Below are 26,724 nucleotides of genomic sequence, written 5' to 3'. Positions count from 1 at the left end.
TCGCGCGGTTGGCGTGAGGGGAGCGCGAGCGATGTTCGATGCTGGTGACGGGGGCAGAAAGCTCGGTTTCGTGGCGGACACGGTCGCCCGCGGACCCGGTGCGGGTTACGTGGCGACGCAGACCAGGTTCGCCGTCGACCCGAGCGAGGCCCAGCGGCTGATCGACGGTCTGAAAGAGGCGCTGGAGAAGCTGATCGAGACGGATACCCTCGCCGCCGAGATCCGCCTGCACGGGGCGCCCGGCCAGGACGTGTACAGCGCAGTCGCGAACGATGCCATCCAACGGACGGCCGGCAACGCGCCAGGCGGGTACTCCTGGGCCAACCAACAGGCTCAGCGGGCGCTCGAGACGACCATCGAGAACATCCAGAAAGCACTGGCCGAGTACCAGCAGACCGACTCGGCCGCGGGCGACGCACTGAAGCCGAAGGGCTGAATCCTTGAACCGCACGTTCCGGACCATCCTCGTCGCCGGCGTTTTCTCCGTCACGCTCGCGAGTTGCACATCGCCCGAGGGCGGCAACCCGACGGCAGCCCCGACCACCGGCACCTCGGCCACTGCGACGACGAGCAGTTCCGCGTCCAGCGGTGGACCGGACCTTGACATCGGCAAGTTCGTCGCCGCCCCGTGCGCGATCCTCACACCCGAGCAGATCGCCGCGGTGAGCACGATCCGTGAAGCCAAAGCCGCGGAGTCCGAGACCGGCCCCGGCTGTACCTACCAGGGCAAGGACGTGTTGGAGAACTCGACGTTCAAGGTCGTCTTCTCCACCAAGGGCAAGCCTTTCGACGAACTCATGGCCGAAGGCAAGGCGAAGTTCCCGATCTTCGACAAGAAGGAGATCGCCGGGATTCCGGCCGCCGTCTTCGACAGCACGGACGGCTCGAAGAGCTGCAACGCGGTGATGCGCGCCTCCGACAAGACCTCCGTCCTGGTCCAGGGGACGATCGCGAAGAACGACAAGCTCAACCCCGGCAAGCCGTGCAGCACCGTCGAGCAGGTCGCGACCACGGTCGCCGGGACCTTGAAGGGGTAGGTCATGACTCCTCCCGGAGCGAACGCGGGAACCGATTACGTGGGCTTCGCACTGCTGGGGCTCGGCATCGGCGCGGACAAGATCTACGGCTGGTTCAAGGACGGCCCCGGTCCCGAACGGACCACCGACAACAGCCAAGAGGTGTGGGACGAGGTCGACCGGACGCACGTCGACATCGCCTACCTGATCAACAAGGCGGTGCAGGACTCCGGGGCGTCCTGGGAGGGCGCGGCCGGCGACCAGGCACGGTCGTCCACCAGTCCGCTGGCCAGCTGGTCCGACGCCGCAGCGGTGAGCGCGTCCGTCGCGTCGACCAACACGGGCATGATCAGCGAGTCGTTCCGGCTGGCCCGTGACTCGGTCGAGAAGCCCGTCGACGTGCCGGACAAGCCTTGGTACAACGGCGTGGTCCCGTGGGACACCGACTACGACGACGCGGTCGAGAAGAGCCAAGAGGTCAACAGCCGGAACATGCAGGTGCTGAGCACGTACGGCACCGCCGCGAACGACGCCAGCGCGGGCATGCCCACCTTCCAGTCCCCCGGCCAGATCGACGGGAGCATCGAGGAGGAGAGCGAGCCGCCGATCCCGCGCCCCAAGGAGTGGGAAGGCCACGACGAGACCGGCGACGGCAAGGACGGCACCGACAAGTCCGGCACGGGCAAGGACGGCACCGGGAAGTCGTGGGGCGAACCGACGGTCCCGCCGCCCACCCCACCGCCGGGCAGTGACGACGGCGGCAACACGAAGAAGTCCTGGGCGGACGTGCCGGAACGGCCGTTGCCGCCGCCGCACGTCGACCCGCCACGCACGGTCGATCCGAGGTTCCCCCCGAACGACCCGAGGTTCCCCCCGTTCGACCCGCGGCTGCCCTACGACCCGCGAAACCCGAACGATCCCCGCAACCCCAACCACCCGCGCAACCCCAACAACCCGAACAACCGACCGCCCGTGCGGATCCCCGGTGGCGGTCCTGGCGGCGGCCCCGGTGGCGGCCCGGGCGGCGGTGGTACAGGCGGCGGCGGACGCGGTGGCGGCGGCTCCGGCGGGATGGGCGGGCGCCTGCCCGGCATGGGCGGCATGCCCGGACCCGGCGGCTTCGGGCCCGGCGGCACGTCGGGTGTGCTGCCCGGTGCCGGTGAGCGGGGCTTCGGGCCCGGCGGCAGCGGCGGCGGGTTCGGACCCGGTGGTGCCGGCGCGGCCGGTCGTGGTGCCGCGGGTGGCATGGCCGCCGGCGGCATGGGCGCGGGCGCCGGTCAAGGGCAGGGGGACGAGGACAAGGAGCACAAGGCCGCGTCGTACCTCCAGGAGACCGAGGACATCTTCGGCGACGGCACGATGGTCGCCCCGCCGGTCATCGGCGAGTAGGGGGCACCGTGCTGCGCACCAAGGTGGCGATCCCGGTCGTCGCGCTCTACACCGCTTGGCAGGCCGCGGGTCTGCCGACGCTGCACAACGCGCTGCTGACCCGGGTCGACTTCGACGAGGACCGCCTCGCCGAGGGCGACGTGAGCGGGTTGGCGGACCTGGAGCGCACCGCCTGGGCCGAGTTGGAGCGGCTCGGCCTGGCGCGCGGCCGGCAGGTGCACGCCGACCTCGGGCGGTCGCTGCGGCTGGTCGCGGACGCGGGCACCGAGTACTACGCCTTCTTCAACCAGGGTGACGAAGACATGCGCACCGCGCTGGTGGCGGTGTCGGGTGACGACGCGCTGCGGGTCGTGCTGCGGACGGACAAGCACTTCGTGCTGGAGCCGGTGCGGGCGGAGGACGCGGTCCAGTCGCTGGTGTCGGCGCTGCCGGAGGCGAGGCCGGGGCGGGGCGGTGTGCTGTCGCTGCCCGCCGACGCGATGAACGACAAGCCGCAGCGCGTCCGGTTCAACGAGGACGACGAACGGTCGTTCCTCCAGGCCAGCAGGCCGACCGGCGCGCACGTCACCGAGGTGCAGCTGGTCCGCAAGCTGCTGGCCGAGAAGCGCACCGGCGGCGGGCAGCTGTTCGCCGCCCGCCGTGACCGGTTCGGGCGCAAGCACCGGTGCGCCGACCCGCTGACGTTCTTCGACACCGTCACCGGCCGCTACCTGTCGGCGAAGTCGAAGGGCGGCGACGGGACGCCGTGGATCACCGTGCAGCCCGCCGACTTCACCACCCTCCAGGACCGCCTGCGCCGGCTCGGCGCGGACGCAGCGCCTCGCGGTTGAGCTCGGCCGGGCTGCGGTGCCCGGACAGGCCGAGGGTGAGGTCGAAGTCGGCGAGCAGGCCGCGCAGCACGTGCCGCACGCCCTGCTGCCCGCCGTGGGCGAGCCCGTAGGCGAACGGACGTCCGACCAGCACCGCCTTCGCACCCAGCGCGAGCGCCTTCACGATGTCCGCGCCGGTCCGGATGCCGGAGTCGAACAGCACCGCCACCTGCTCCCCCACCGCGTCGGCGATGTCCGGCAGCACGTCCAGCGACCCGACGGCCCCGTCCACCTGCCGCCCGCCGTGGTTGGACACGACGATGCCCTGCACCCCGGCGTCGACGGCCTTGCGCGCGTCCTCCACGTGCTGGATGCCCTTGAGCACGATCGGCCCGTCCCAGTGCTCGCGCAGGAACGACAGCCGGTCCCAGGACTTGTCGGTGCCGGTGAACAGCTGCACCCACCGCAGGATGGCCATCGGCAGGTCGTCCTCGGGCGCGGCGGCCAGCCCGGCGCGGAACGCCGGGTCGGAGAACGGGATGGCCGTCCCGACGCCGCGCAGGAACGGCAGGTAAGCCTGGTCCAGGTCGTGCGGCCGCCACGCCAGCGTCCACGTGTCGAGCGTGACGACGAGGACCCGGTACCCGGCCTTGCGCGCCCGGTCCAGGATGCTCGCGCACACGTCCGGGTCGTTCGGCCAGTACAGCTGGAACCACCGCGCCGCGTCCCCGGCGGCTTCCGCGACGTCCTCGATCGTGTGCGAGGAAGCGGTGGACAGCACGAACGGCACACCCAACTCCGCCGCCGCCCGTGCCGTGGCGAGTTCCCCGTCGGGGTGCAGGATCGACTGCACGCCCAGCGGCGCGAGCAGCACGGGTGCGGGCAGGTCGGTGCCCAGCAAGGACACCCCGAGGTGCCGCGTGGTGGCGTCGGTGAGCATCCGCGGCACGATCCGCCAGCCGTCGAACGCCTCCCGATTGGCCCGCGCGGTGGCCCCGGAACCGGCGGCACCCGCCACGTACCAGAAGGGGCCGGGTCCGAGGCGTTGGCGGGCGGACTCTTCGAGCTTCCCGGGATCGGTGGTGAACGGCGGCACGTTCCCGGCCAGCCCTTGCAGGTAGATCTCGTTCTGGTAGGCAGCGAACTGACCAGTCACTATGCCCCTCATCCCTCGCTCAGGCCGTCTACAGGCCGTCTGCGGAACCGTCCGCGTCGTCGGTCTGCGGATCATGCTCTGCCTCGTCCGTGTCGCCCGCAAGCAGACGATCGACCGCCTTTCGGGTGCGATCACTGCTGGAGGGCAGGAGGTGCGTGTAGACGCGCATCGAAGGCCGGGCGGAGTGCCCCAGCCACTCCGCGAGCGCCTGATCGACTCCCCCGCGTCCAGCAGCACGGAGGCGTAGAAGTGCCGCAGGGCGTGTATCTCGTACTGCCTGAGAACCCGCGCCACCTTCGCCCGTTCGAGAGCAGGTGTCCACACGTACCGGTCGAACCCGTCCAGCCTGACCGGCTTGCCGTCCTTATCATCCAAGATCAGCGAGACCGTCTCCGGTTCAGATGTCACTACCGATGTGGGCGGACACCACCGCATTCGATGCCCGCCGATACCACCGGTTGATTAGTAATCGAGCGGGTCGAGCATCTAGGGCAACCGGGCCACCAACCCGGAGAGCGAGATCGTGAACCGCGTCTCCGCACGCTCCCTCCCGCCTTCTTCTCACCACTCGTGCGCCAAGACATGTCCGGCCGCGACCAAGTCGAGACAGGCCAGACGCACCATCTCCGCGTCCGAGCCCGCCGCCGTCACCAGGTCGGTGATGCTCCACTTACGCGACGGCACCAGCACCAGCGCGTCCGCCACCCGGTACAGCACTAGGAACGAGTAGCCCACCGCCTCATCCCGCGTCCGGTCCTTAGCCGACCGACGCGACCCCCATCACCGGCATCAGCCGGGGATCACGCCACAAGTTCGCGTCACGCAGCCAGTCATGCGCCACTGCTGGGCCGCCCCAGTAGACAAGCCCTTCCGGCGACAGCCGGTGCAAATGGGCAGGACGACCCGCACCGGACTGCGGTCCCTCTCGCACGATCACATGCCCCGCTCAACAAGGTCACGGCAGATGTGGCGCCCCGCCGTGTACGGCATCCGCGTCGACCGCGCCAACGACCGCAACGACCACTCCTCGTGCAGGTATCCGACGAGTTGGCGCATCACCGCCTCGAACATCAGCGGCGTGTACCCAGCGTCGGACAACCGCTCCAACGGCAACCCTCCCGCACCACACGGCCCAGACCCTCGAACCCATTGGAACGACGACGAGTCCGCTCCACAGCCTGATCAACGCTCATCCGACTCCCCCTCTCAGCAATGGCACGCTCGCGCTTCGCCCAATACAGCGCCTCGTGGTGGCAACCATCGCGGCAGGTGTTCTCATAGCGCGAATCAGGAGCACTGGCCATAGAAGCAATGGTGGAAAACACACAACAGCCTCAACTTGCACGATTGCGGCTACGCCAAGAAAGCCGACAAGCTACTGGCGCTCGTCCAAGCAAATCTTTAATCATCACAGATATCGCATACCGGGCAGCACCGTCCGCGCGAAACATTACTTGCACTACCTTTCTCGCGCCATGGCGATCAGCTTGGCTTTCACCTCGTTTGTCAAGGCCACTTCTCCGCCCCGCCCCGTGGGCCCCAGCAGGAGTCGCGCATCCTCCAAAGTTTCCCGGATTTTACGCCGGACAATCCGTGGTGAAAGGTCCGCTAGTTTCTCGCGGAGATCTTCCGCTAGCGCCAGCAGGTCCGGAGGCACGGCATCGAGCACAGACATGTTCAGCATAAGTGGTAGTGAATCACCCCTCTTCTTCGAAAGTCGACTCCGTACCGGCCCAATGGCGAGATAGTTGAGCATGAAATCGGGGCTGATGGCAGGACTTGCAGGAGGCTTACCGTCAATCATATCAGCAATCTTCGAATTCATGCGAAATGCCGTTCTATCCAGAGTCAACCACCAACTTTTGTAGCCAAAAGCCGATCGACGCTCGCCACGCTCTTCGCGCCGAACGATTATGCCGACATAGTTCTCGACATCGTGATTGATAAGTCGATCCTTGGTTGTCGGAGCCATGGGAGGAAGGCCAAGCATAGCTCGCTTCTTCTCTTTATGATCCCTGTTTTCATGCCACACCTCGGCTACCGCCGCACGGATTTCGAGAGGCGCTCGATTGACGTATTCAGTCAGCGGCGCATTCTCTATGTGATGCTCATCCTCCAGATACTCGACCATATCGGCCTCCGGATCCCTTCCGCAGAAGTTCTCGAGCCAACTTTCAAACTCCGCATCATCCTTTCCTGCCAACCTGTGAGCGTTAAGAAGGAAAGGAGGCGAACCTTGAGCACCCTCTGCCGAAATGGCCCGAAGATACGCCTTGCAGCGACGGACGTGTGTAGTTAGTTCTTCGACTACCCCATCTGATACATAGAGACTCAAACCACATTCTATAGCCGCTGAAAACAACTCGGTATGCGATCTTTCCGGAGGTTCCAGGAGTTCCTCGGCAAGTATGGGGAGAACGACCGAGGTATCCAGCCAAATGTCACCTTCGGAAAAAATCTTGACTACAGCCGACTGGACATCCGGCGTCTCCCGCATGAACGAGAAAAGAGTGTAGGTATCGGCTAGGCTGCGCAGGAACGAACGAACGTCTTCTGGTGGTGCGACCAGCAGCGCTTGCAGCGTCGCGGCGATCACATGAACGGGAAGTGCGGGCTGATTGCCTGACTTAACGATCACATTATTGACGACAGCCTCAATATCAGCGGGACGGACATCCGCCCCTTGATCGCGGGACACGGCAACAGCGAAGGCTTCTCCTCGGTTCAGCAGAATTTCTTCCACCATCGACCGACATTCGTCAACCAATCCCTCCAACTGACCGGACTCAAGCTCTATCTCAGCCTCTGAGGCCGAGATATAAAGCGATTCTCGTAGATGACTGCGCAAGACGTCATCTTGCGCTGTTAGATCGATTAGTCGATTTGCGAGCCTAACTCGCTCATCCCACGTGAGGCAGAATTCGTCCACATGCTGCCAGTGCCGAATATAAACTTTATTCAGTCTCTTGAGTGCTCCGTCTACCTGCTCTCTCAGACTACGGACATGATGCCCCGGAAGCAATTGACTCACCAAATCGTATACTTGATGGCGAGTCATCCGGTTCTCGCTCGTTGTGTCCCGCAGAACCGATCGAACTATCGCTTCGAAGCAAACCTTTGTAAGCCCCTTTTCGCGTGTATCGTCGGCCCATTGCAGGCCGAGGTATACAAACGCCGCCTTTACTTCCAGGTCGTCGAGAGCCTGCGCTTGCCTTTCGATCAAGCCGGAATCAGCGAGGATAGGTTCGACCACAAGCTTGGCCAACTCCTCAGCTTCCGCCATGGTGGCCGTGTTCGAATTGCGTACGCTTACGAGCCAGTCAAGGCCCCTCGGATCAAGGTGTATACCGAACTTTGTTCTAGCATTTCGCCTCAGCTCGACACTCTTTGAGTCAAGCGGCTGATTCGTAACGTATACAAGCACTCGTACGTCCGGGAAAGTCTCCTTGATCCTCGTACAGGTTTGCCTTATCTTAGCTGAAAAATCACTCCGGACCGAGTACTGAATAATCGTCGTGGGATCATCTTCAACTCGGAATAGCAGCGCATCGGCACCCCCATCCCCTGATAGTCCGCTAACAGGCCGAAGGTCCGGAAACTCATCTGCTAAAAAGGCTGAAGCCAAACGCTCAAAGGGTCGCCATTGCGTAGAGTCGATGTGCTGCAGAGCGAAAGCGAACCGCTCCGAACTGATCATCTCAGGCTCCCTCATGCACATATGTTGCACGCCCGGATCGCTGCAGGTGCCGGACTCGGATTCACTCTTTCAGGTTCAATCCGTCAACGGTAGCTTTACGTTACAACTACTCCTAATGGGTGACGGGAGCAGTGCACGTACGGGACTCCGCGCAGTGTGTCCACTACGTTCCGTTGCACTATGGCTTGAGCTGCCGAATGGGCTCTACGGAATCAAGGCACGCCGCATGCGAGCGCGCGGCATGTCCGGAGCACGTTGGCACCGACTCCCCGCACCACGGCACGCCGGGCTCCCGCTTCGCTCCGCCCGTCGGCCGTGCGCAGAGTCGGTGCACGCGGCCGGGAAGCGGTGCGCACCGCACTAGCACTTGAGGCTCAACCACAAGCGGCTCCGGAGCGACACCGGTCGGACGATCGCGCGGTCACAAGGCTTGTCGGGCTGGCACGGCGATCGGCTGCCGCGACGGCTGCGCAGCCTTGCCATCGAGAAGGCCGCCAGCGATGAGCGCCAGGCCCACGATGCACGGCGGGCGCTGTCCCTGACGCGTTGTTCGCATCGAGGGCAGCGCCCGTGTGGTGATCAACTTTTAGGCCGTCACCAGGCCATACAACGTCGGGCGGTCGCAAGAACCGCCGAGAACTAACGAGACAGTTCCCACAGGTCGGACGTCTCCAGCGTCCCAATAGGACTAGTCGCGTCGAGCAGCCTCAGAAGATCTCGTTCTGGTACCCGGCGAACCCCGTCATGTGCCCTCACCGTCCACAGCGGCCGTCACGTCCGCCGATCATGCTCGACCTGCCCGGCCCCGGCCGCAAGCACCCGCCGCCGCTCCTCCTCCCGCGTCCGCCTCTCCACCGGGACGCTCCCTACGCGAACAGCCGCTTCGGCAGCAGCCACGTCAGCTTGTCCGAACGCAGCACCGCCAACGGTCCGATCACGGCCAGCAGCAGCACGTACCCGGCGACGAACGGCGCGACCCGCGAGTCCAGGCCCGCCGTCACCGCCATGGCCGCCAGCACCAGCGAGAACTCGCCCCGGGTCAGCACGGTCAGCCCGATGTCCACGGCCTGCTGCCGGTCGAACGAGTGCAGCTTCGCCGCGTACAACCCGGCACCCAGGTTCAACACGATCGTCACGACCGCCGCCGCCAACACGGGCACCACCACGCCACCGACGGCGTTCGGGTCGATGCTCAACCCGAAGATGAAGAAGAACAACGCCCCGAACGCGTCCCGCAGCGGCAGCACAAGTTTGTGCACGCGAGGCGCGACCCCGGAACCGCCGAGCACCGCACCGACCATGAACGCGCCGATCGCGTCGGAAACGCCCAGCTCGTGCGCCACCGCCGCACCGGTCACCGCGACGCCGACGAAGCACACCACCAGCAGCTCGTCGTCGGCCGACTGGAACAGCTTGGTCACCACCCGGCCGCCCCAGCGCGCGACCGCCGCCAGGACCAGCAGGAACAGGAACGCCTTGCCGAAGTCCAGCAGCGCCCGCACGCCGGACGTGCCACCCAGCACCGGTTGCAGCACGGCCAGGTACAGGGCGAGGAACACGTCCTCGATCACGATGATGCCCATCACCAGCCGGGACTCGGGTCTCCTCAACCGGGACGCCTCGACCAGCAGCTTCGTCACGATCGCGGACGACGAGATGCCGATCGCGCCCGCGATCACCAGCGCCTCGCGGGTGCCCCAGCCGAGGATGAACCCGAACGCCAGCCCGCCGCCGATGTTGAGCAGCAGGTATCCGGTGCCGGCCAGGGCGAGCTTGCGCCCGCCCGACACCAGGTCGTCCACCGAGAACTCCAGGCCCAGGTAGAACAGCAGGAACACCAGGCCGAGCCCGGCCAGCACGCTCATCTCACCCGGGTCGTCCACAAGCGACAGTCCGGGCGTGTTGGGGCCGAAAACGATGCCCGCCACCATGAACAGCGGGATGGTGGGCAGTCCTATCCGGACACCCGCGCGCCCGATGATGCCGGCCGCGAGGAAAGCCCCGCCCACCGCGAGCAGCGCGTGTCCCGTGTTCATCGTCGACCCTCCAACGCGATCGCCACCGGTGCCGCGGTCAGGACGGTCGAGACGGTACCTGCGACGACTCCGATCAGCAGCGCGGTGGCGACGTCGGCGAGCGACCCGTCACCCAGCACCAGCAGCGCCGCCAGCACGAACAGCACGCCGATACCGGTGTTCACGGTCCGCGGCACGGTTTGCAGCACGGCCGCGCCGACCACCCCGGAGAACGGTTCGGTGCGCCGCGACCGACGCAGTTCGCGCACCCGGTCGAACACCACCACCGAGTCGTTGACCGAGTAGCCGATGACGGTCAGCAGGGCCGCCAGGAACACCCCGTCGGCGGTCTTGCCCAGCCACGCGAACGCCCCGACCAGCACCACCACGTCGGCGGCCAGGGCGGTCACCGTGGCCAGGCCGAGCCGCCAGTCGAACCGCACCGCCAGGTACGCGAGCTGCGCGGCGACCGCGATGGCCAACGCGATCAACGCGTTGCGCCGCAGCTCGGAGCCCAGGCTGGGGCCGATCAGCTCGTTGCCGACCTGCTGCGCGCCGCCGGTCGCCCGATCCACGGCGGCACCGACGCGGGCCGACGCGGCTTCGTCGATCGGGCCGGTGCGCACGGAGATCCCGGTCTCGCCCGAGGTGGCCACCACGGCGTCGGTGAAGCCCGCCGCGGCGAGTTCGGCCCGGACCCGGCCCGCGTCCACTGTGGACGCGGTGTAGTCGATCATCCGGCCGCCGGTGAACTCGACACCCAGTTCCAGGCCGCGCACGAACAGCCCGGACAACGCCACGAGCAGCACGACCGCCGCGGTGAGCAACCACCGCCTGGGCCGTTGGAACAGCCGGAACCCGCGGTTGGTGAGCCAGGTCCGGACGCGGCCGAGGTCGTGCAGGCCGCTCCACCGGGGACGGCGTTCCAGCAACGGCATGGCCAGCTGCAACAGCACGCGGCTGAGCACCAGCGCGCTGAACAGCGACGCCAGCACACCGATGGACAGCGTGACGCCGAACCCCTTCACGGGTCCGGTGGCCAGCCAGAACAGCAGGCCCGCCGCGAGCAGGGTGGTCACGTTCGAGTCCGCGACCGCGCTGAACGCGCCCTTGAAGCCCTGCTGCACCGAGCGGGGCAAGCGTTTGCGCCGGGCGTACTCCTCGCGTGCCCGCTCGAAGACCAGCACGTTCGCGTCCACCGCCATACCGATCGCCAGCACGAACCCGGCGAGGCCCGGCAACGTCAGCGTCGCCCCGACGGCCAGCAGCGCCGCGTACGACAGGGCGGCGTACCCGGCCAGCGCGAGCACCGCGACCAGTCCGGCGAACCGGTAGACGAAGATCAGGAACAACCCGGTCAGCGCGACGCCGATGATCGCGGCCCGGCTGCTCGCCTCGATGGCCTCCGCGCCGAGCGTCGGGCCGACCGTCCGCTGCTCGACGACCTCCACCGGCACCGGCAGCGCGCCGGACCGGATGACCAGCGCCAACTCCTCGGCTTCGGCCTTGGCGAACTTGCCGGTGATCTGCGTGCCGGAGCCGACCATCCCGGTCCGGCACGGCACCGACGGGTCGACCTGCGGTGCGGACACGATCCTGCCGTCCAGCACGAACGCCACCCGCCGCTGCGGGTCGCCGGGCGCGAAGCAGGCCGCCTGCCCGGTGACCCGCTGCCAGGTGGACGGCGCGTCGCCCTGGAAGTCGACGTTGACCTGCCAGCCCGCGCCGGTCTGGTTGGGCGAGGCCTGCGCGCCCTTGATCCCGTCACCGGTCATCACCACCGGGCCGAGCGCCACCGAGTCCCCTTCGGTGGTCGGTGTGTCACCCGGTCCGGTGACGGGTTGGACGGCGAGCTGGGCGGTGCGGCCGAGCACGTCGATGGCTTCGGCCGGGTCCTGCACGCCGGGCAGCTCGACCACGATGCGGTGGTCGCCGGAGCGGGCCAGCACGGGTTCGGCCACGCCCAGCTCGTCGACCCGCCGGCGCAGCACCTCCATGGCGCGGTCGGTGTTGTCGGCGGTGGCCTCGGACGGGGTTTCCAGCACGATCTGGGTGCCGCCGCGCAGGTCGAGACCTAGGCGCGGCTGGCTGGTGAGCAGGATGAACGCGGACGCGGCGAGCACGCCGAGGGACAACAGCCCTCGGACGAGGAGTTCTCGCCGCGCGGGTGGGCGCGGCATGACGGGGTGACCTCCGGGGTCGGGGGTGAACTGGGTTCAGCTGCCGGAGGTCTGCGGTGGCGCGCGTTCGCCGAGCGGGGCCTGGCCGGTGCGCTCGGGGGTGCGGTGGGTCGGGTCGACGACGTCGGTGGCCGGCCGGGGCTCGGGCGTGACGTGGACGGGTGGCTGCACGCCGTCCAGGGGCTGCCCGAGGTGCCCCTGCTGCTGGACCGGGTGGGCCGTGACGCGGGTGGCCGTGCCGGGCAGGTGCGCCGCGTCGACGGTGGCGGCCACGGAGACGAGTTCGACCGGGTGCTGGTGGGCGGGGCCGGCGACGACGAACCCGGCGACCAACGCCAGGATCATCAGCAGTCGCGTCACGTGGCCCCTCCTCTCCGCGTTCCAGGTTAGCGGCCGCCACCCAGCACGACGACGGATCCGCCGAGCACCGCGCACAGCCAGGCGATGACCAGGGGCTGCATCGTGGTGCCGCCGAGGAAGAGCGCGACCGTCCAGCCGGCGAGGATGCCGGTGGACAGCCCGAACATCGTCGTGGCGGCGGCCACCCGGGGACGGTACCGGGGCAGCACGAGCAGCGCCCGCCGGACGCCGCGCCGGGCCCGGACGAGCAGTCGGAGCAGCACGAGGCCGACCGCGGCCACCAGCAGCGCGGAGAACCAGCCGAGCAACGGGGTGGGACTGGGCAGCCCGGCCAGCAGCAGGAGCAGCCCGCCCGTGACGAGCAGCACCGCCAGCCGGGACAGCGCGGGCCAGGCCATGGCGTGCGCGGCGGTCAGCGCGTCCCCGGTCGGCGGCGCGGGTGAGGCGCCGCGCTTCCGCCGCACGGTGGCCAGGTTGGCGCGGACGTCGTCGTCCACCGGATCGAGCTTCAACGCGTTGCGGTAGGCCCACTCGGCGGTGCCCCAGTCCCGGATCCGCAGCGCCGCGTCCCCGAGGACCTGGTACGCCCGCGCCTCGCCGGGCGCCAGCCGCGTCGCCTCCCTGCCCTCGTCCACCGCTTCCCGCCGGGTGTCCGGCGCGGCCGCGAGCACCTCGGCCAGCACGACCCGGCACCGCCAGTCACCGGGCTTGCGTCGCACGCACTCCCGTGCCGCCACCACCGCTTCGGTGTGCCGGCCGAGTTCGCTGAGCGCGAGGGCCGCCAGCCGTTGCGCCCAGGCGTGGTCCCCGTCCAGGACGAGCGCCCGCTTGGCCGCGCTCAGCGCCGGGTCGGGCTCGCCGACGTCCAGGTGCGCCGCGGCCAGCCGGCACCAGGCCTCCGCGTACAGCGGGTTCGCCGCGAGGGCGGGCCGCAGCAGGTCGATCGCCTCGCGCGGGAACCCCCGAGCCGTGAGTTCCGCCGCACGAACCGCGACGGCGGCGATCGGCTCGGACATCCACACCTCCCGGGACTTCGCCGACAAGTGTGACAGCGTCCCGGGCCCTCCCCCATCGGGTGATCAGCGGGATTGTGCGGCCAGCTCGCGGACCACCCGGTGGGCGTCCGCGCGGGATGCGTCGGCCAGCTCGCGGAACTGGGCCAGCTGCGGCCTCGCGTGGGCCAGGGTCAGTTCGGCGTGCACGAACTCCAGGTCGCGGTCCAGGCCGACCATGGCGAAGACCGCGCGGAGGTAGGGCTCCTGGAAGTCGAAGCCGTGGCGCGGGGTGCCGGGCGCGTAGGAGCCGCCCCGGGCCGTCACCACCACCACGCGCTTGTCGGTGAGTGCACCAACGCCGGTCTCCTGGTCCACGAAGAACTCCGGCACGAGGACCCAGTCCAGCCAGGCCTTCAGGCTCGACGGCACCGAGAAGTTGTACATGGGAGCGCCGATCAGGATCGTGTCGGCGGCCCTGAGCTCGCCTTTCAGCCGCTGTTCCAGCTCGTGCCGGTCGACGCCCTCCCGGGCTGCCACGACCTCGCCGTCCACGTGGGGCAGCGGTTCGGCGGACAGGTCCCGGTACGTGTAACCGGCATTCGGATGCGCCTCCCGCCACGCCGCAGCGAAGGCGGCGGTCACCTCGCGGGTGACCGAACCCTGGGTGCGCGGGCTGGAGTCGATGTGCAGCAACATTGTTCCTCCTCGGAAGTTCTTGATTGAGAAGGTATGCTCCCTGTTGTTCTTAGTCAAGATGTTCTTAGGCGAGAACAGTTCGCCGTCGGCGTATGATGAGCGTCATGAACGCCCCCGTCGTCCCCGGCTGCGTGAGCCGGTCCGGACTGAACTGGCTGCTGCACAGGGCTGCGCAGAAGCTCGGTTCGGTGGCGCAGGAGGCGGCGGGGCGGCACGGCATCACCACGCGCGGGCAGCTCGTGCTGACGGCGTTGGCGAGTGAGGAGTGCCGGCGGACGCAGCTCGCGCTCGGGCAGGCGCTGGGGCTGGACAAGACGACGCTGACGGCCGAGCTGGACCGGTTGGAACGGGCGGAGCTGATCGTCCGGAAGCCGGATCCGACCGATCGGCGGGTGCGGGTGCCCGCGATCACCGAACGGGGTCGGGCCGTGCAGGCCGAGGTCGAGAAGCTCCACGTCGAAGTGGAGAGCGCTTTCACGGCCGGGTTGGAGCCTGCTGACGTGCACACGCTGCGGGCGTTGTTGCAGCGGTTGATCGTGTCCGACTCCGGGTCGGACAGCGGGTCGTGCATCTAGGTCGAGGTGGGGATCAGCCTGGAGTGCCGAGGCTCGGGATCAGACCAGGTCTGCGAGGGTGGCCGTCCTGAGCTGGTCCGGTGAGACGGCTGCGTGGGAGTCCACCAGGGCTTGCAGCGCTACGCCGTCATCCCACTGGTTGACGTTCATGGCTGCCCGCAGGCGCCCATCGCGCAGCCAGAACGCGGTGAAGTCGCGATCTTCGAGGGATCCCCGGACGACGAGCCGGTCGTGTTCGGCGTCAGCGAGGCCCCGGTACTCCATGCCCAGGTCGTACTGGTCGGAGAAGAAGTACGGGGCGCCGGTGTAGGCCTCGCTCCGGCCGAGGATGGTGCCGGCCACGTGCGCGCCCTGGTCCTTGGCGTTCGCCCAGTGCTCGACGCGGACCCGGCGGCCGTAGCGCGGGTGGTCGTGGGCGGCGATGTCGCCGATGGCGCAGATGTCGGGTGACGAGGTGCGCAGGGCCGCGTCCACCGCAACGCCGCCTTCGGCGAGGGTCAGGCCGGCTTTCTCGGCGAGGTCGGTGTTGGGTTTGGCGCCGACGCCGAGGACGACCACGTCACCGCGGACCTCGGATCCGTCGGCGAGTCGGACGCCGTTCGGGGTGAAGCCGTCCACGCCGATGCCGAGTCGCCAGTGAACGCCGTGGTCGGCGTGCAGGTCGCGGAAGACCGCGCCGATCGTCGGGCCGAGGACCCGCCTGAGGGGGAGGTCGACCGGGTCCACGACGGTGACGTCCGAGCCGTGCCTGCGTGCGGCGGCGGCGACCTCGCAGCCGATCCAGCCTGCGCCGACGATCACGACGCGGGCGTCGGCGGTGAGGGACTCGCGGAGGCTCAGCGAGTCCTCGATGGTGCGCAGTGTGCGCAGACCTGGGAGGTCTGCGTTCGGGACGGGCAGGGTGCGCGGCGTCGAGCCGGTGGCGAGGACCAACCGATCGTACGAATGCGTTACTCCATCCGAGTCGACGATCGCCCGTTCGCTTGCCCGGATCTCGGTGATCTCGGTTCCGAGGCGGAGGTCGACGCGGTGCGCTTCGTAGAAGTCCGCCTCGTGCACGCGGTTCGGCTCATCGGTGTTCCCGAGCAGCACATCCTTGGACAGTGCGGGCAGTTCGTAGGGCTGGTGGGCCTCCCTGCCGAAGAGGATGAGCTCATTGTCGTAACCCTGTTCCCGCAACGAGCCCGCCGCGGAGGCCCCGGCGAGGCCCGAACCGATTATCACGATCCGTTGCGGTTCAGCCATTTTTCACCCTCCCAGGTGACTGGAGTGATGACTACATGCGACGCTATCGGCAGCTCGGCACGGTCGCCCGTCGGGAATTCCCGTCATGGCACCAACCCGCGTGCGTCTCATCTCCGCGAGCGCCCGGATTGGTCCGAGCACCCGTGTCGAGACAGCTGGAGGTTCGGGGCCGTGGGTACAGGCAAGGAGTGGCAGGTCTCCTGTCGCGACATCGCATCCCGTCGCCGTGACATGACCGTGTTCGTCAGCCAGGGGCACGTGGTGGTCACGGTGCCGCCGGGTGAGGCCGCTGTGCTGACGCCGTTGGAGGTGGGGCGGCTGCGGGCCGCCCTGCGTGATGCGGTGGTGAACGCTTCGGGGATGCCGGAGAGCTGATCGTGGGTGGCTGCGGTGCCCGGGTGCGGCCTGGTGGCATCGAGTTGCCGGAGTAGTGAGTCGTGGGTGAAGGACCAAAGGCGTCCTCGCCGGACGGGCAGGCCGCCAAGGATCCCCTTGAAGCTCTTCGAGCTTTGAGGTGCGGGTCTGCGTGCCATCCCCGTATGGCCTGGTCAAAGACAACCACATGCGTCAAGGGCAGATCGTGAGGCGTGTGCGGTGGTCGCGTGTCCGATCTGCCCTTGACACATGCGGTTCGCTGGCGCGCAGGCCATACGGGGATGACACGCAGGGGCAGGGGTGTGCGCTGGCGCGTGGCCGAGCGGCGAGGGAGGGTGCGCGGAAGCTTGAGGCTGATTTTGAGATCAGGCTTCCTACTCGCGGGTAGGTAGTGTCAGTATCGGGGTTGTGAGTACCTACTTCGTCACTGGCGGGGGTCTCCGTCGCTTCGGGTGTCACGCGGCCGGTGCTGCGAGCCGTTCGGTGAGCCGGGCGGTGCGCGCGGTGGTGACGCTGGTCAGGGCCGGGGTTGTCCGGCCGATGGGACCGGGGAAGTTACTGGGGGTGCTCGACGCGTACCTGAGGTGGGACCTCACTGTCGCGTCGGGGTTCGCGATCGGCGCTGTTCGACACCCTGATCGACCGGCGGTGGTCGACGACCTGGGGTCGTTGACCTACAAGGAAGTCGACGAACGCACTACGCGGCTGGCGCACGGTTTGCGTGACTTGGGTGTGGGGGCGGGCGGGAAGGTTGCGGTGTTGTGCCGCAACCACCGGGGGTTCGTGGAAACCGTTGCGGCCTGTGTGAAGTTGGGTGCGCACATCGTGTTGCTCAACACCGGGTTGAGTGCCGGCCAGGTCGCGGTTGTGTTGCGGGAGCAGGACGTTTCCCTCGTGGTGGCGGACACCGAGTTCCGTCCGCTGTTGACGAACGCGCCGCGCAAGGTGCGGCGGGTCATGGCCTGGGTGGACGGGGCCACGAAGAGTAAGACGTTGGAGGAGTTGATCGCCGGGGCTCCGGATACGCCATTGCCGAACAGGCCCCCGCGTGGGCGGATGGTCGTGTTGACGTCGGGGACCACTGGCGCACCCAAGGGGGCGACGAGGCCGGAGCCGGCCAGTTTGACGCCGGCGGCTGCGTTGTTGTCGCGGATCCCGTTGAAGGCCGGCGATCGGTTCTCCGTGCCTGCACCGTTGTTCCACGCCTGGGGTTTGGCGGCCTTCCAGATCGGGTTGGTGCTGGGCGCGACGTTCGTGCTGCGGCGGAAGTTCGACCCGGTCTCGACGTTGGCGGACGCCGGGCGGCACGGCAGCACCGCGTTGTTCGTCGTTCCCCTGATGCTGCAACGGCTCCTGGAGACGACCGGGCGCCCGCACCTGCCGAACCTGCGGGTGATCGTGTCGAGTGGATCGGCGTTGCCGCCACCGGTGGCCCGCCGTTGTCTCCAGGACTTCGGACCGGTGCTCTACAACCTCTACGGCTCAACGGAAGTGTCGTGGGTCAGCATCGCGCGACCGGCTGAGCTCGAACAGCACCCGGACACCGCCGGGATGCCGCCGCACGGCACTCGGGTGGAGATCCTGGACGAGCGGGGCCGGCCGGTGCCGGAGGGTGTGACGGGTCGGATCTTCGTCACCAACGAGATGTTGTTCGACGGCTACACCAACGGGAGCGACAAAGAAGTCCAAGACGGGCTGATGGCCACCGGTGACGTGGGGTACCGGAACGGTTCCGGACTGTTGTTCGTGGTCGGGCGGGACGACGAGATGATCGTCTCCGGCGGCGAGAACGTCTACCCGCGCGAGGTGGAAGACCTGCTGGCAGGGCTGCCCGGCGTACGGGAGGTGGCGGTGGTCGGTGTGCCGGACGAGCGGTTCGGGCAACGGCTCGCCGCCTACGTCGTCTGCGAGGAGCCCGGCACCTTGGACGAGGACACCGTGCGCGACCACGTGCGGGCCAACCTGGCCAAGTTCTCGGTTCCGCGTGAAGTGGTCTTCCTCGACGCTCTTCCGCGCAATGCCACGGGAAAGGTGCTCAAGCGCGACCTGCGGTGAGTATCCTGCGCCCGGAGGCCTGATGACGATTCCCGTTCAGCGAGCGGCCGACCCACGCGCCAACGCGGTGACCAACCTGCGCGAGGCGCGGATGGCACTGGACGAGGGGCGCCCCGGTGACGCGCTGGAGTTCGCCGAGAAGGCCGTCGCGGCGTTCTCCTGGCTGGACGACGCGGAAGGCGTGGCGCAGAGCGTGCTGGCCCAGTCGGTCGCGTTGGGCAAGCGCGGCCTGCTTCCCGGCGCGCTGGACACCATCGACCGGGTGCAGCAGATCGCCTCGGCGAACCGGCACGTGCTGCTCCAGGCGTGGTGCAGCTTCTCGCAGGCCGTGGTGGAGCTGCGGCTGGACTCGCGGGAGCGGTCGCTGCACTCGCTGTCCCGCGCGCTGGGGCTGGCCGAGCTGACCGCCGACCACGAACTGGTCGGCTCGATCCTGTTCGAGCAGGCCAAGTTGATGCGCACGCAGTACCACGAGCACTGCATGGTCCGTTCGGACGCGACGCGGTGCAGCCCGGACGGCGAGCCGTGCGTGCGGAAGCTGCGGCGGGCCGAAGCGTTGTGCGCGCAGGTGCGGGACAAGTGGAAGAGCCTGGACGAGCCGGTGCGGATGGCGCGGGTGAACCTGCTGCTCGCGCACGTGCGGCTGGACCTGGGCGAGATGGACCGGGCGCTGCGTTCGTGCCAGCGGGCCGACCAGCTGCTGGCCGGGAAGGACCGGCCGGTGCTGCGGGCCGAGCTGCTGATGGCGCGAGCCCGGGTGAACGGCGCACGCGGCCGGTTCAACGACCAGGTCAGGCAGCTCACGCAGGCCGCCGAGCTGGCCATGGGGTGTCTGGCACGGGAGGTGGCCGTGCGGGCGCACGGTGCGCTGAGCGTCGCCCACGAACGGGCCGGGAAGCTCGACGTGGCCCTGCGGCACGCCCGTTCGCAACTGGAGCAGTACCGGCTGTGGGAACTCCAGGAAGGCCGTGACCTGCTGCGGATGCGGGAGCACGACCTGTCGGCACGGCTGGTGGAACAACTGGCGCACCACCGGTTCGAGCCCCGGCGGGAGAACACCGTGGTCCGCGTGCAACGGCACGAGCCGCTGCGGACCACGTCGACCGCCGAGCAGGTCAACCGGCGGATCGCGCGGGCGTTGGGCGCGGGTCTGACCAAGCGCGGCATCGAGGTGCTGCGGCGGGTGGCGGGCGGTGCGAGCACCAGTGCCATCGCCGAGGAGCTGGGGCTGTCCCCGAAGACCGTGCAGAACCACCTGCAACGGATCTACCGGACGATCGGCGTCCGGGATCGCGCGGGTGCCGCCGTGTGGTGGATGGACCTGGTCGAGGAGCCCTCTCCGCTCGACTGAGCATCCGGAGCACCCGTCGCTCGTTACCACGAGCGGTGGGATGTTCACGACAACCGGAGCGTCCCGCTTGGGGGTTTTGCCTATTCCGCTGCGACAGAACTGGGTGATGAGCCGGATGACACCTGTGTGTCATGCTCCGCTTGGACGCTTCTCCCTGCGTCCCCTGGCGAAGCGGCGGTAGTGCGATGCGGGTGGTCGGTGGGCACAGCCCGCGATCAGTGCGACGCTCGGGCACCGTCGCGCCCGTACGGCGCCGCGTTGACGACGCGCCGCACCCGGTCCGCACGTGGCCGGCCGGCCGCCAGGAGCGCCCCAGGTTCACGCAGCCGCGACACGCAGCCCGCCGACTCCACGGGACCGGCCGGCAGTCCGCCGCGCCGCCGGCGTGCCGCGCGCAACCGAGCGCCGAACCCCGCGCGGGCCCTGCCGGCCGGCGCCGATGACCGCGGTCATCGTCCTCCCCCCAGGCCGCTACCAATCGAACGGAGCTTGACGATGGTTGTGAACGCGATCCGCAGGATCTTCGCCGTGGTGGCCCTCTGCGCCGGTCTCGGCGCCGTCCTCGCAGCGCCCGCGAGCGCGGAGGCTCCGGCCGAGTGCACCGTTCAGGAAATCTTCACGCCACCTTACGTCCACCCGTAAGACACCTCCCCAAGGCCGGGCTCGCGTCACCGCGGGCCCGGCCTTGGGGCACAGTGGACGTCGTGAGCACCGATCAGTTGCGCCTGCGTGCGCCTAGGCACCGGGTGAGCCGCAAGTCGATCACCCTCTGGACGTTGCACGCGGTGATCGGCTGGGCGGTGCTGCTGGTGCCGCAGCTGGTCGTCCTGCTGTTCAGCCGCACGCCGTGGCAGATCGGTGTGGCCGTGGCCACCCTGGCGGTCGGCACCGCGCACACCGTGGTCATGCCGCGCTGGCGGTACCGGGTGCACCGCTGGGAGGCCACGCCGGACGCCGTGTACACGCTGGCGGGCTGGCTGAACCAGGAGTGGCGCATCGCCCCGGTGTCCCGGATCCAGACCGTCGACACCAAGCGGGGGCCGTTGCAGCAGGTGCTGGGCTTGTCGACGGTGACCGTGACGACGGCCTCGGCGGCCGGCCCGGTGCTCATCGAAGGCCTGGACCACGACGACGCGGTGCGGCTGGCCGACGAGCTGACCACCACCACCCAGGCCACGCCGGGTGACGCGACATGACCGCGGACCTGCCCGCCGCCCCCGAGTTCAGCGAGCCGGTCGTCGACTGGCACCGGTTGGACGTGCGGATGCTGATCGTGCGTCCGCTGAACGAGGTCCTCGGTCTGGTCCCGGTGTTCATCGGCCTGCTGGTGCTGGGCAAGGGCGAGACGTGGCGGATCCTGCTCAGCGTCGGGATGATCGTCGCGATCGTGCTGTTCGGACTGCTGCGCTGGGTGACCACCAGGTATCGGATCACCGCCGAGCAGGTCGAGATGCACACCGGGCTGTTCGTGCGTAAGCGGTTGGCGGTGCCGCGGGAACGGATCCGGACCGTCGACCTGACCGCGAAGCTCGGGCACCGGCTGTTCGGGCTGTCCGCGATCCGGGTGGGCACCGGGCAGCGCGACCAGCCGGGCGAGGACGGGCTGACGCTGGACGCGGTGTCGTCGACCGAGGCGGAACGGCTGCGGGTGCTGCTGCTGACGCTGGCCGTGCCGGAAAGCGTCGAGCCGGCGGAGGAACGGCCGAGTGTGGTGTTGTCCACACTGGACAAGCGGTGGCTGCGGTACGCGCCGCTGACGCTGTCCGGGCTGGTCGCGGTCGGTGCGCTGTTCGGCCTGACCATGAACTACGCGCGGGAACTGGAACTCGAAGTCCTCGGCCCGCTCACGGATGCCGCGCACTGGGTGGTGGCGCAGCCGCTCTGGCTGACCCTGTCGCTGTTCGCGGGCGTGGTGCTGGTGATCGCCGGGTTCGGGTCCGTGCTGGTGTACATCGTGCAGTTCGGGGGCTACCAGCTGACCCGCGAGCCCGACGACACCGTTCGGGTGCGCCGCGGCCTGCTGACGACCCGCTCGGTTTCCGTTGCCGAGCAACGACTCCGCGGCGTGGAGGTGGAGGAGCCGCTGCTGCTGCGTGCCGGGCGGGGCGCGCACGCCAAGACCGTGACGACCGGGTTGGGCCGCAAGGGCGAGAGCAACCTGTTGTTGCCGCCCGCGCCGATCGTGGAGGCGCACCGGGTGTCGGCCGAGGTGCTGCGGCTGGAGCCGTCGCCGACTTCGACCCCGCTGCACCGGCACCCGGTCGCGGCTCTGCGGCGGCGGATGGTGCGCGCGGTCGTGCCGGTGCTGGTGCTTTCGGGGGTGCTGGCGTGGTTCGCGCCTGCCTGGACCTGGCAGGTGGCGTTGGCACTGGTGCCGTTCGCGGCGTTGCTGGGGTGGGACCGGTACCGGTCGTTGGGACACGTGCTGACCGACCGGTACCTGGTGGCACGGCAGGGGTCGGTGGTGCGGGAAACCGTTGCGCTGCAACGCACAGGGGTCATCGGCTGGCGGATCTCGCGGTCGTTCTTCCAGCGCCGCTCGGGGTTGGTGACGATCTCCGCGACGACTGCTGCGGGCGACGGCGCCTATCACGTGGTCGACGTGGCGGAAGGCGACGGCCTGGCGCTGGCCGACGAGACCGTGCCGGAACTGCTGCGGCCGTTCTTGGAGCGGGTTGGTTCGAACGCGGTTGAGACCTACCCGCAGCCCTGACCGGTCGAGCAGGCTCGAATCGTTGAAAGGGCTCGGTCAGCCCGCCGAGCGGAACGTCGTCCGGTACACGCTCGGTGCGACGCCCAGCAGTGCGCCCATCTGCTGCCGCAACGCCGCCCCGGTCCCGAAGCCGGAGTGCGTGGCCACCTGGTCGATCGCCAGGTCCGTGGTCTCCAGCAGGTGGCGGGCCCGTTCGACGCGTTGCTGGGTGATCCACTTGCCGGGGCTCACGCCGGTCTCCTCCCGGAACCGCCGGGTGAACGTCCGCACGCTCATCCGCACGTACCCGGCCAGCGCCCGCAGATCCAACGGCTCGTGCAGGTTCTCCAACGCATAGGCGCGGGCGGGAGCGGTGGACGTGTCGGCGACATCGGGCACGGGCCGCACGATGAACTGCGACTGCCCGCCCGGACGCCAAGGCGGCACCACGCACCGCCGTGCGGCGCTGTTGGCGACCTCCGAACCGTGGTCGTTGCGCACGAGGTGCAGGCACAGGTCGATGCCCGCGCCGACGCCCGCCGACGTGAGCACGTCGCCCTCGTCCATGAACAGCACGTCGGGGTCCAACTCGATGTGCGGGAACAGCCGCCGGAAGTTGTCCGCGTGCATCCAGTGCGTAGTGGCCTTGCGACCGTCCAGCAGACCCGCCGCGGCCAACACGAACGCGCCCGTGCAGATGGACATCACCCGCGCACCCCTTGCGGCAGCCGCACACAGCGCGTCCCGCACGTCGTCGTCGATGGTGCCGTCCTCCAGCACCTGCGCGCCGTAGTGCACACCGGACACGATCACCGTGTCCGCCTCGGCCATCAGCTCCAGGCCGTGGTCGGGGACGACGGAGTACTGGGCGGCGGTGCGCACCGGACGACCACCGGGCGTGCAGACGCGCACCCGGTAGTAGCGCACGTCGTGGTCGTCGCGGGCGGCGTTGAAGATCTGCGGCGGGGTGCCCAGGTCGAAGGCGACCACCTCGTCCAGCGCCAGCACGGCCACCTCATGCGTCATGGCCGGATTCTTGCACATGATGGCCGTCAGGCCACTGGTTCGTCGATCGCCGATCGAGCACGCTCCCTGACGTGAATCGAAGCAACTGGGCATGGGCGGTCGCGGGCGTCAGCTTCATCGCGCTCATCGGGGCGGCCGCGTTCCGGGCGACGCCCGGCGCGCTGATCGAACCGCTGCAGGAGGAGTTCGGCTGGTCCACCGCGACCATCGGGCTGGCCGTGTCGGTGAACCTGGTGCTGTTCGGCCTGACCGCGCCGTTCGCCGCCGCGCTGATGGAGCGGTTCGGCGTGCGCAAGGTCGTGTCGTTCGCGCTGACCCTGGTCGCGGTGGGCAGCGGCCTGACCGTGTTCATGACCACCAGCTGGCAGCTGGTGCTGTTCTGGGGCGTGCTGGTCGGGCTGGGCACCGGGTCGATGGCGCTGGCGTTCGTGGCCACCATCACCGGCCGGTGGTTCGTCAAGAACCGGGGCCTGGTGACCGGCGTGCTCACCGCCGGGGGTGCCACCGGCCAGCTGGTGTTCCTGCCGGTGGTGGCGTTGCTGGCGGAGTCGTCGGGGTGGCGCTCGGCGTCGATCCTGGTCTCCGTCGCGGCGTTGGCGGTCGTGCCGCTGGTCCTGCTGTTCCTCCGCGAGTACCCGGCCGACCTGGGCATCCCGCCCCACGGCGGCGACGAGATCGTGCCCCGACCCACGGCCACGGCCACCTCCGGAGCCGCCCGTCGTGCCATCACCGCGCTCACGAGCGCGGCGCGCACCGGCCCGTTCTGGTTCCTGGCGGGCGGTTTCGCGATCTGCGGCGCCACCACCAACGGACTGGTCGGCACCCACTTCATCCCCGCCGCGCACGACCACGGGATGCCGACCACCACGGCCGCCGGTCTGCTCGCCCTGGTCGGCGTGTTCGACATCGTCGGCACGGTGCTGTCCGGCTGGCTCACCGACCGCGTCGACTCGCGCATCCTGCTGGCCGCCTACTACGTGCTGCGCGGCGCGTCCCTGCTGGTCCTGCCGCAGCTGTTCCAGGACTCGGTGCAACCCAGCATGCTGGTGTTCATCATCTTCTACGGCCTGGACTGGGTCGCCACGGTCCCACCGACGGTCGCCCTGTGCCGCGAGGTGTTCGGCTTGTCCGCGCCGGTCGTCTTCGGCTGGGTCTTCGCCTCGCACCAACTGGGCGCGGCCGTCGCCGCCACGGCAGCCGGCCTCACCCGCGACCACTTCGGCAACTACGCACCCGCCTGGTACGTGGCCGGGGTGCTCAGCATCGGCGCCGCATTCCTGTCCATGCGGATCCGCAAGTCAACGGCGCTTCCGGGCAGTCCCGAAAACCCCACGGGTGATCTCACGCCCCAAAGCACTCGCGGCTGACCGAACCGTCCTCCCAGACAGGAGGGACACAGTCACCTCTCGTACAACTCCTCGCGCGTCCACGACGGCCCGCCGCGATCGGTGGCGTCGTCCAGTGCGGCCAGCGCCCGATGTCCGGCTTGCTCGTACCGCTCGGCGGCAGCCGTCATCGAACTGGAGTGGGGTTTCCCGTCGAACTCGTCCACAGCCTGGAAACTACTCGGATTGCCTAGCGTCGCTTCCGGGCAGTCCCGAAAACCCCACGGGTGATCTCACGCCCCAGAGCACTCGCGGCTGACCGGAGGAACGACTTCACCGCCGAGTTCCCCAACACCTTCTCCACCACGCCCGGCTCGTCCCTCTCCGTCGCACGGGCAGGCGCCTCCTGCTGCTCCTCGGCAGGAGGCGCCACCCTCGCGGTCAGCTTCTCGTACGCCGACTCACGGTCGATGCTCTCCGCGTACTTCCCGTACAGCTCGGACGAGGCCGCCACCTGCCTGATCGCCTCCACACCGATCGTGTCCATAAGGGACCGCGGCGCGCGCAACCGCGTCCAGGCCACGGGAGTCGGCGCACCCTTCTCGCTCAACACGGTCACGATCGCCTCGCCGGTCCCCAGCGACGTCAACGCCTTGTCCAACTCGTAGTGCGGCGTAGTCGGGTACGTCTTCACTGTCTTCGCCAACGCCGCCTGGTCCTCCGGCGTGAACGCGCGCAGAGCGTGCTGCACCCGTGCACCGAGCTGCGACAGCACCTCGTTCGGCACGTCCGTCGGCAGCTGCGTGCAGAAGAACACCCCGACACCCTTGGACCGGATCAGCTTCACGGTCTGCGTGATCTGCTCCTTGAACGCCTTCGACGCGTCCGCGAACAGCAGGTGCGCCTCGTCGAAGAAGAACACCAGCTTCGGCTTGTCCAGGTCGCCCTCCTCGGGCAGTTCCTGGAACAGCTCGGCCAGCAGCCACATCAGGAACGTCGAGAACAGCGCCGGACGGGCCTGCAACTCCGCCAGTTCCAGCAACGACACCAAGCCCTGGCCGTCCACCGACCGCATCAGGTCGCGCGGGTCCAGTTCGGGTTCGCCGAAGAACGTGTCGCCGCCCTGCGCCTCCAGGTTCACCAGCGACCGCAGGATCACTCCCGCCGTCGCCGACGAGACCCCGCCCAGTCCCTTCAGGTCGTCCTTGCCCTCGTCACCGGTGAGGTGGGTGATCACCGACCGCAGGTCCTTGGTGTCCAGCAACGGCAGGCCGCGGCTGTCCGCCCAGTGGAAGACCAGGCCGAGCGTCGACTCCTGCGTGTCGTTGAGCCCCAGCACTTTCGACAGCAGGACCGGCCCGAAGCTGGTGATCGCCGCCCGCACCGGCACGCCCGCACCGCCCGTGCCCAGGGACAGGAACTGCACCGGGCAGGCACGGGGCCGCCAGTCGTCACCGGTCTCGGTGGACCGCGCGGTGATCCGCTCGTCCGCCGAGCCCGGTTGCGACAGGCCGGACAGGTCGCCCTTCACGTCCGCCATGACGACCGGCACGCCCGCCGCCGACAGCTGCTCCGCGATCAGCTGCAACGTCTTGGTCTTGCCGGTGCCCGTCGCGCCGGCGACCAGACCGTGCCGGTTCAGCGTGGCCAGCGGCAGCCGCACCCGGGCGGTGGGTTCGACCGTGCCGTCGACCAGCACGGCCCCGAGTTCGATGGCCGGACCCTCCGACGCGTAACCGGCCGCGATATCGGTCTGAGCCGTCATTG

24 protein-coding genes are annotated in these 26,724 nt (G+C 68.9%); 11 read left to right on the top strand and 13 right to left on the bottom strand.

Going from position 1 to position 26,724, the window contains the following annotated elements:
* The first annotated feature begins 31 nt into the window (after positions 1 to 31).
* The 4 genes from FHS29_RS20770 to FHS29_RS20755 are packed head-to-tail and all read left to right on the top strand — an operon-like array spanning position 32 to position 3,235.
* Positions 32 to 436 (top strand): hypothetical protein, encoded by a 405-nt coding sequence (locus tag FHS29_RS20770; protein WP_184692846.1) that lies wholly within the window; start codon positions 32 to 34, stop codon positions 434 to 436.
* A 4-nt stretch (positions 437 to 440) separates the two neighbouring features.
* The gene (locus tag FHS29_RS20765; RefSeq protein WP_184692844.1) at positions 441 to 1,037 is read left to right on the top strand and encodes a DUF3558 domain-containing protein; all 597 of its coding nucleotides are present in this window, start codon (positions 441 to 443) and stop codon (positions 1,035 to 1,037) included.
* 3 nt (positions 1,038 to 1,040) lie between these two features.
* Positions 1,041 to 2,405 (top strand): hypothetical protein, encoded by a 1,365-nt coding sequence (locus FHS29_RS20760; protein WP_184692842.1) that lies wholly within the window; start codon positions 1,041 to 1,043, stop codon positions 2,403 to 2,405.
* A gap of 8 nt (positions 2,406 to 2,413) precedes the next feature.
* Positions 2,414 to 3,235: an ESX secretion-associated protein EspG gene (locus tag FHS29_RS20755; protein WP_184692840.1), complete on the top strand. Its 822-nt coding sequence runs from the start codon at positions 2,414 to 2,416 to the stop codon at positions 3,233 to 3,235.
* Here the strand turns inward: FHS29_RS20755 and FHS29_RS20750 are convergent.
* The 9 genes from FHS29_RS20750 to FHS29_RS20710 all read right to left on the bottom strand — a co-directional run bounded on the left by FHS29_RS20750 (position 3,177) and on the right by FHS29_RS20710 (position 14,313).
* Positions 3,177 to 4,370, bottom strand: coding sequence for a lactate 2-monooxygenase (locus tag FHS29_RS20750; protein ID WP_184692838.1), 1,194 nt, complete (start codon positions 4,368 to 4,370; stop codon positions 3,177 to 3,179). The genes FHS29_RS20755 and FHS29_RS20750 overlap by 59 nt on opposite strands.
* 561 nt (positions 4,371 to 4,931) lie before the next feature.
* The gene (locus tag FHS29_RS20745; RefSeq protein ID WP_184692836.1) at positions 4,932 to 5,105 is read right to left on the bottom strand and encodes a hypothetical protein; all 174 of its coding nucleotides are present in this window, start codon (positions 5,103 to 5,105) and stop codon (positions 4,932 to 4,934) included.
* Positions 5,106 to 5,303: 198 nt separating this feature from the next.
* A complete protein-coding gene (locus tag FHS29_RS20740) occupies positions 5,304 to 5,468 on the bottom strand; it encodes a hypothetical protein (RefSeq protein ID WP_184692834.1) in 165 nt (54 codons plus the stop codon).
* Between the two features lie 361 nt (positions 5,469 to 5,829).
* Positions 5,830 to 7,653: a hypothetical protein gene (locus tag FHS29_RS20735; RefSeq protein WP_184692832.1), complete on the bottom strand. Its 1,824-nt coding sequence runs from the start codon at positions 7,651 to 7,653 to the stop codon at positions 5,830 to 5,832.
* Positions 7,654 to 8,933: 1,280 nt separating this feature from the next.
* On the bottom strand, positions 8,934 to 10,103 hold the full coding sequence (locus FHS29_RS20730) for a cation:proton antiporter (RefSeq protein WP_184692830.1): 1,170 nt from the start codon (positions 10,101 to 10,103) through the stop codon (positions 8,934 to 8,936).
* Positions 10,100 to 12,262, bottom strand: coding sequence for a protein translocase subunit SecD (secD, locus tag FHS29_RS20725; RefSeq protein WP_184692828.1), 2,163 nt, complete (start codon positions 12,260 to 12,262; stop codon positions 10,100 to 10,102). The genes FHS29_RS20730 and secD overlap by 4 nt, the downstream gene beginning before the upstream one ends.
* 36 nt (positions 12,263 to 12,298) lie before the next feature.
* Positions 12,299 to 12,622, bottom strand: coding sequence for a hypothetical protein (locus FHS29_RS20720; RefSeq protein WP_184692826.1), 324 nt, complete (start codon positions 12,620 to 12,622; stop codon positions 12,299 to 12,301).
* Positions 12,623 to 12,648: 26 nt separating this feature from the next.
* Positions 12,649 to 13,638: a tetratricopeptide repeat protein gene (locus FHS29_RS20715; protein WP_184692824.1), complete on the bottom strand. Its 990-nt coding sequence runs from the start codon at positions 13,636 to 13,638 to the stop codon at positions 12,649 to 12,651.
* A 63-nt stretch (positions 13,639 to 13,701) separates the two neighbouring features.
* The gene (locus FHS29_RS20710; RefSeq protein ID WP_184692822.1) at positions 13,702 to 14,313 is read right to left on the bottom strand and encodes an FMN-dependent NADH-azoreductase; all 612 of its coding nucleotides are present in this window, start codon (positions 14,311 to 14,313) and stop codon (positions 13,702 to 13,704) included.
* A 104-nt stretch (positions 14,314 to 14,417) separates the two neighbouring features.
* On the opposite strand from FHS29_RS20710, the gene FHS29_RS20705 reads away from it, so the two are divergent.
* Positions 14,418 to 14,888 carry a MarR family winged helix-turn-helix transcriptional regulator gene (locus tag FHS29_RS20705; protein WP_246440614.1) on the top strand — a complete coding sequence of 157 codons (471 nt, stop codon included), beginning with the start codon at positions 14,418 to 14,420 and terminating at the stop codon, positions 14,886 to 14,888.
* Between the two features lie 39 nt (positions 14,889 to 14,927).
* On the opposite strand, the gene FHS29_RS20700 is transcribed toward FHS29_RS20705, so the two are convergent.
* Positions 14,928 to 16,133, bottom strand: a complete 1,206-nt coding sequence (locus FHS29_RS20700; RefSeq protein WP_184692818.1) for an NAD(P)/FAD-dependent oxidoreductase — start codon at positions 16,131 to 16,133, stop codon at positions 14,928 to 14,930.
* Between the two features lie 171 nt (positions 16,134 to 16,304).
* Here FHS29_RS20700 and FHS29_RS20695 point away from each other — a divergent pair, with 171 nt between their 5' ends.
* The 5 genes from FHS29_RS20695 to FHS29_RS20675 all read left to right on the top strand — a co-directional run bounded on the left by FHS29_RS20695 (position 16,305) and on the right by FHS29_RS20675 (position 22,627).
* Positions 16,305 to 16,508: a hypothetical protein gene (locus FHS29_RS20695; RefSeq protein WP_184692816.1), complete on the top strand. Its 204-nt coding sequence runs from the start codon at positions 16,305 to 16,307 to the stop codon at positions 16,506 to 16,508.
* A gap of 540 nt (positions 16,509 to 17,048) precedes the next feature.
* The gene (locus tag FHS29_RS20690) at positions 17,049 to 18,563 is read left to right on the top strand and encodes an AMP-binding protein (RefSeq protein ID WP_221456412.1); all 1,515 of its coding nucleotides are present in this window, start codon (positions 17,049 to 17,051) and stop codon (positions 18,561 to 18,563) included.
* A gap of 22 nt (positions 18,564 to 18,585) precedes the next feature.
* The gene (locus FHS29_RS20685; RefSeq protein ID WP_184692812.1) at positions 18,586 to 19,914 is read left to right on the top strand and encodes a helix-turn-helix transcriptional regulator; all 1,329 of its coding nucleotides are present in this window, start codon (positions 18,586 to 18,588) and stop codon (positions 19,912 to 19,914) included.
* Between the two features lie 704 nt (positions 19,915 to 20,618).
* Positions 20,619 to 21,110 (top strand): PH domain-containing protein, encoded by a 492-nt coding sequence (locus FHS29_RS20680; RefSeq protein ID WP_312865022.1) that lies wholly within the window; start codon positions 20,619 to 20,621, stop codon positions 21,108 to 21,110.
* Positions 21,107 to 22,627 carry a PH domain-containing protein gene (locus tag FHS29_RS20675; protein ID WP_184692808.1) on the top strand — a complete coding sequence of 507 codons (1,521 nt, stop codon included), beginning with the start codon at positions 21,107 to 21,109 and terminating at the stop codon, positions 22,625 to 22,627. Before FHS29_RS20680 ends, FHS29_RS20675 begins: the two co-directional genes overlap by 4 nt.
* Before the next feature lie 36 nt (positions 22,628 to 22,663).
* Here FHS29_RS20675 and FHS29_RS20670 read toward each other — a convergent pair whose 3' ends face one another.
* On the bottom strand, positions 22,664 to 23,632 hold the full coding sequence (locus FHS29_RS20670) for a GlxA family transcriptional regulator (RefSeq protein WP_246440612.1): 969 nt from the start codon (positions 23,630 to 23,632) through the stop codon (positions 22,664 to 22,666).
* Positions 23,633 to 23,703: 71 nt separating this feature from the next.
* On the opposite strand from FHS29_RS20670, the gene FHS29_RS20665 reads away from it, so the two are divergent.
* Positions 23,704 to 24,999, top strand: coding sequence for an MFS transporter (locus FHS29_RS20665; protein WP_312865021.1), 1,296 nt, complete (start codon positions 23,704 to 23,706; stop codon positions 24,997 to 24,999).
* 32 nt (positions 25,000 to 25,031) lie between these two features.
* On the opposite strand, the gene FHS29_RS20660 is transcribed toward FHS29_RS20665, so the two are convergent.
* Positions 25,032 to 25,184 (bottom strand): hypothetical protein, encoded by a 153-nt coding sequence (locus FHS29_RS20660; protein WP_184692804.1) that lies wholly within the window; start codon positions 25,182 to 25,184, stop codon positions 25,032 to 25,034.
* A gap of 23 nt (positions 25,185 to 25,207) precedes the next feature.
* Positions 25,208 to 26,722 carry a helicase HerA-like domain-containing protein gene (locus tag FHS29_RS20655; RefSeq protein WP_184692802.1) on the bottom strand — a complete coding sequence of 505 codons (1,515 nt, stop codon included), beginning with the start codon at positions 26,720 to 26,722 and terminating at the stop codon, positions 25,208 to 25,210.
* Between the last annotated feature and the right edge of the window lie 2 nt (positions 26,723 to 26,724).

It is taken from the genome of Saccharothrix tamanrassetensis (assembly GCF_014203665.1).
Lineage (GTDB): Bacteria > Actinomycetota > Actinomycetes > Mycobacteriales > Pseudonocardiaceae > Actinosynnema > Actinosynnema tamanrassetense.
The sequence above is the reverse complement of the archived record's forward strand: the minus strand, read 5'-3'. Positions and strand labels throughout refer to the sequence as shown.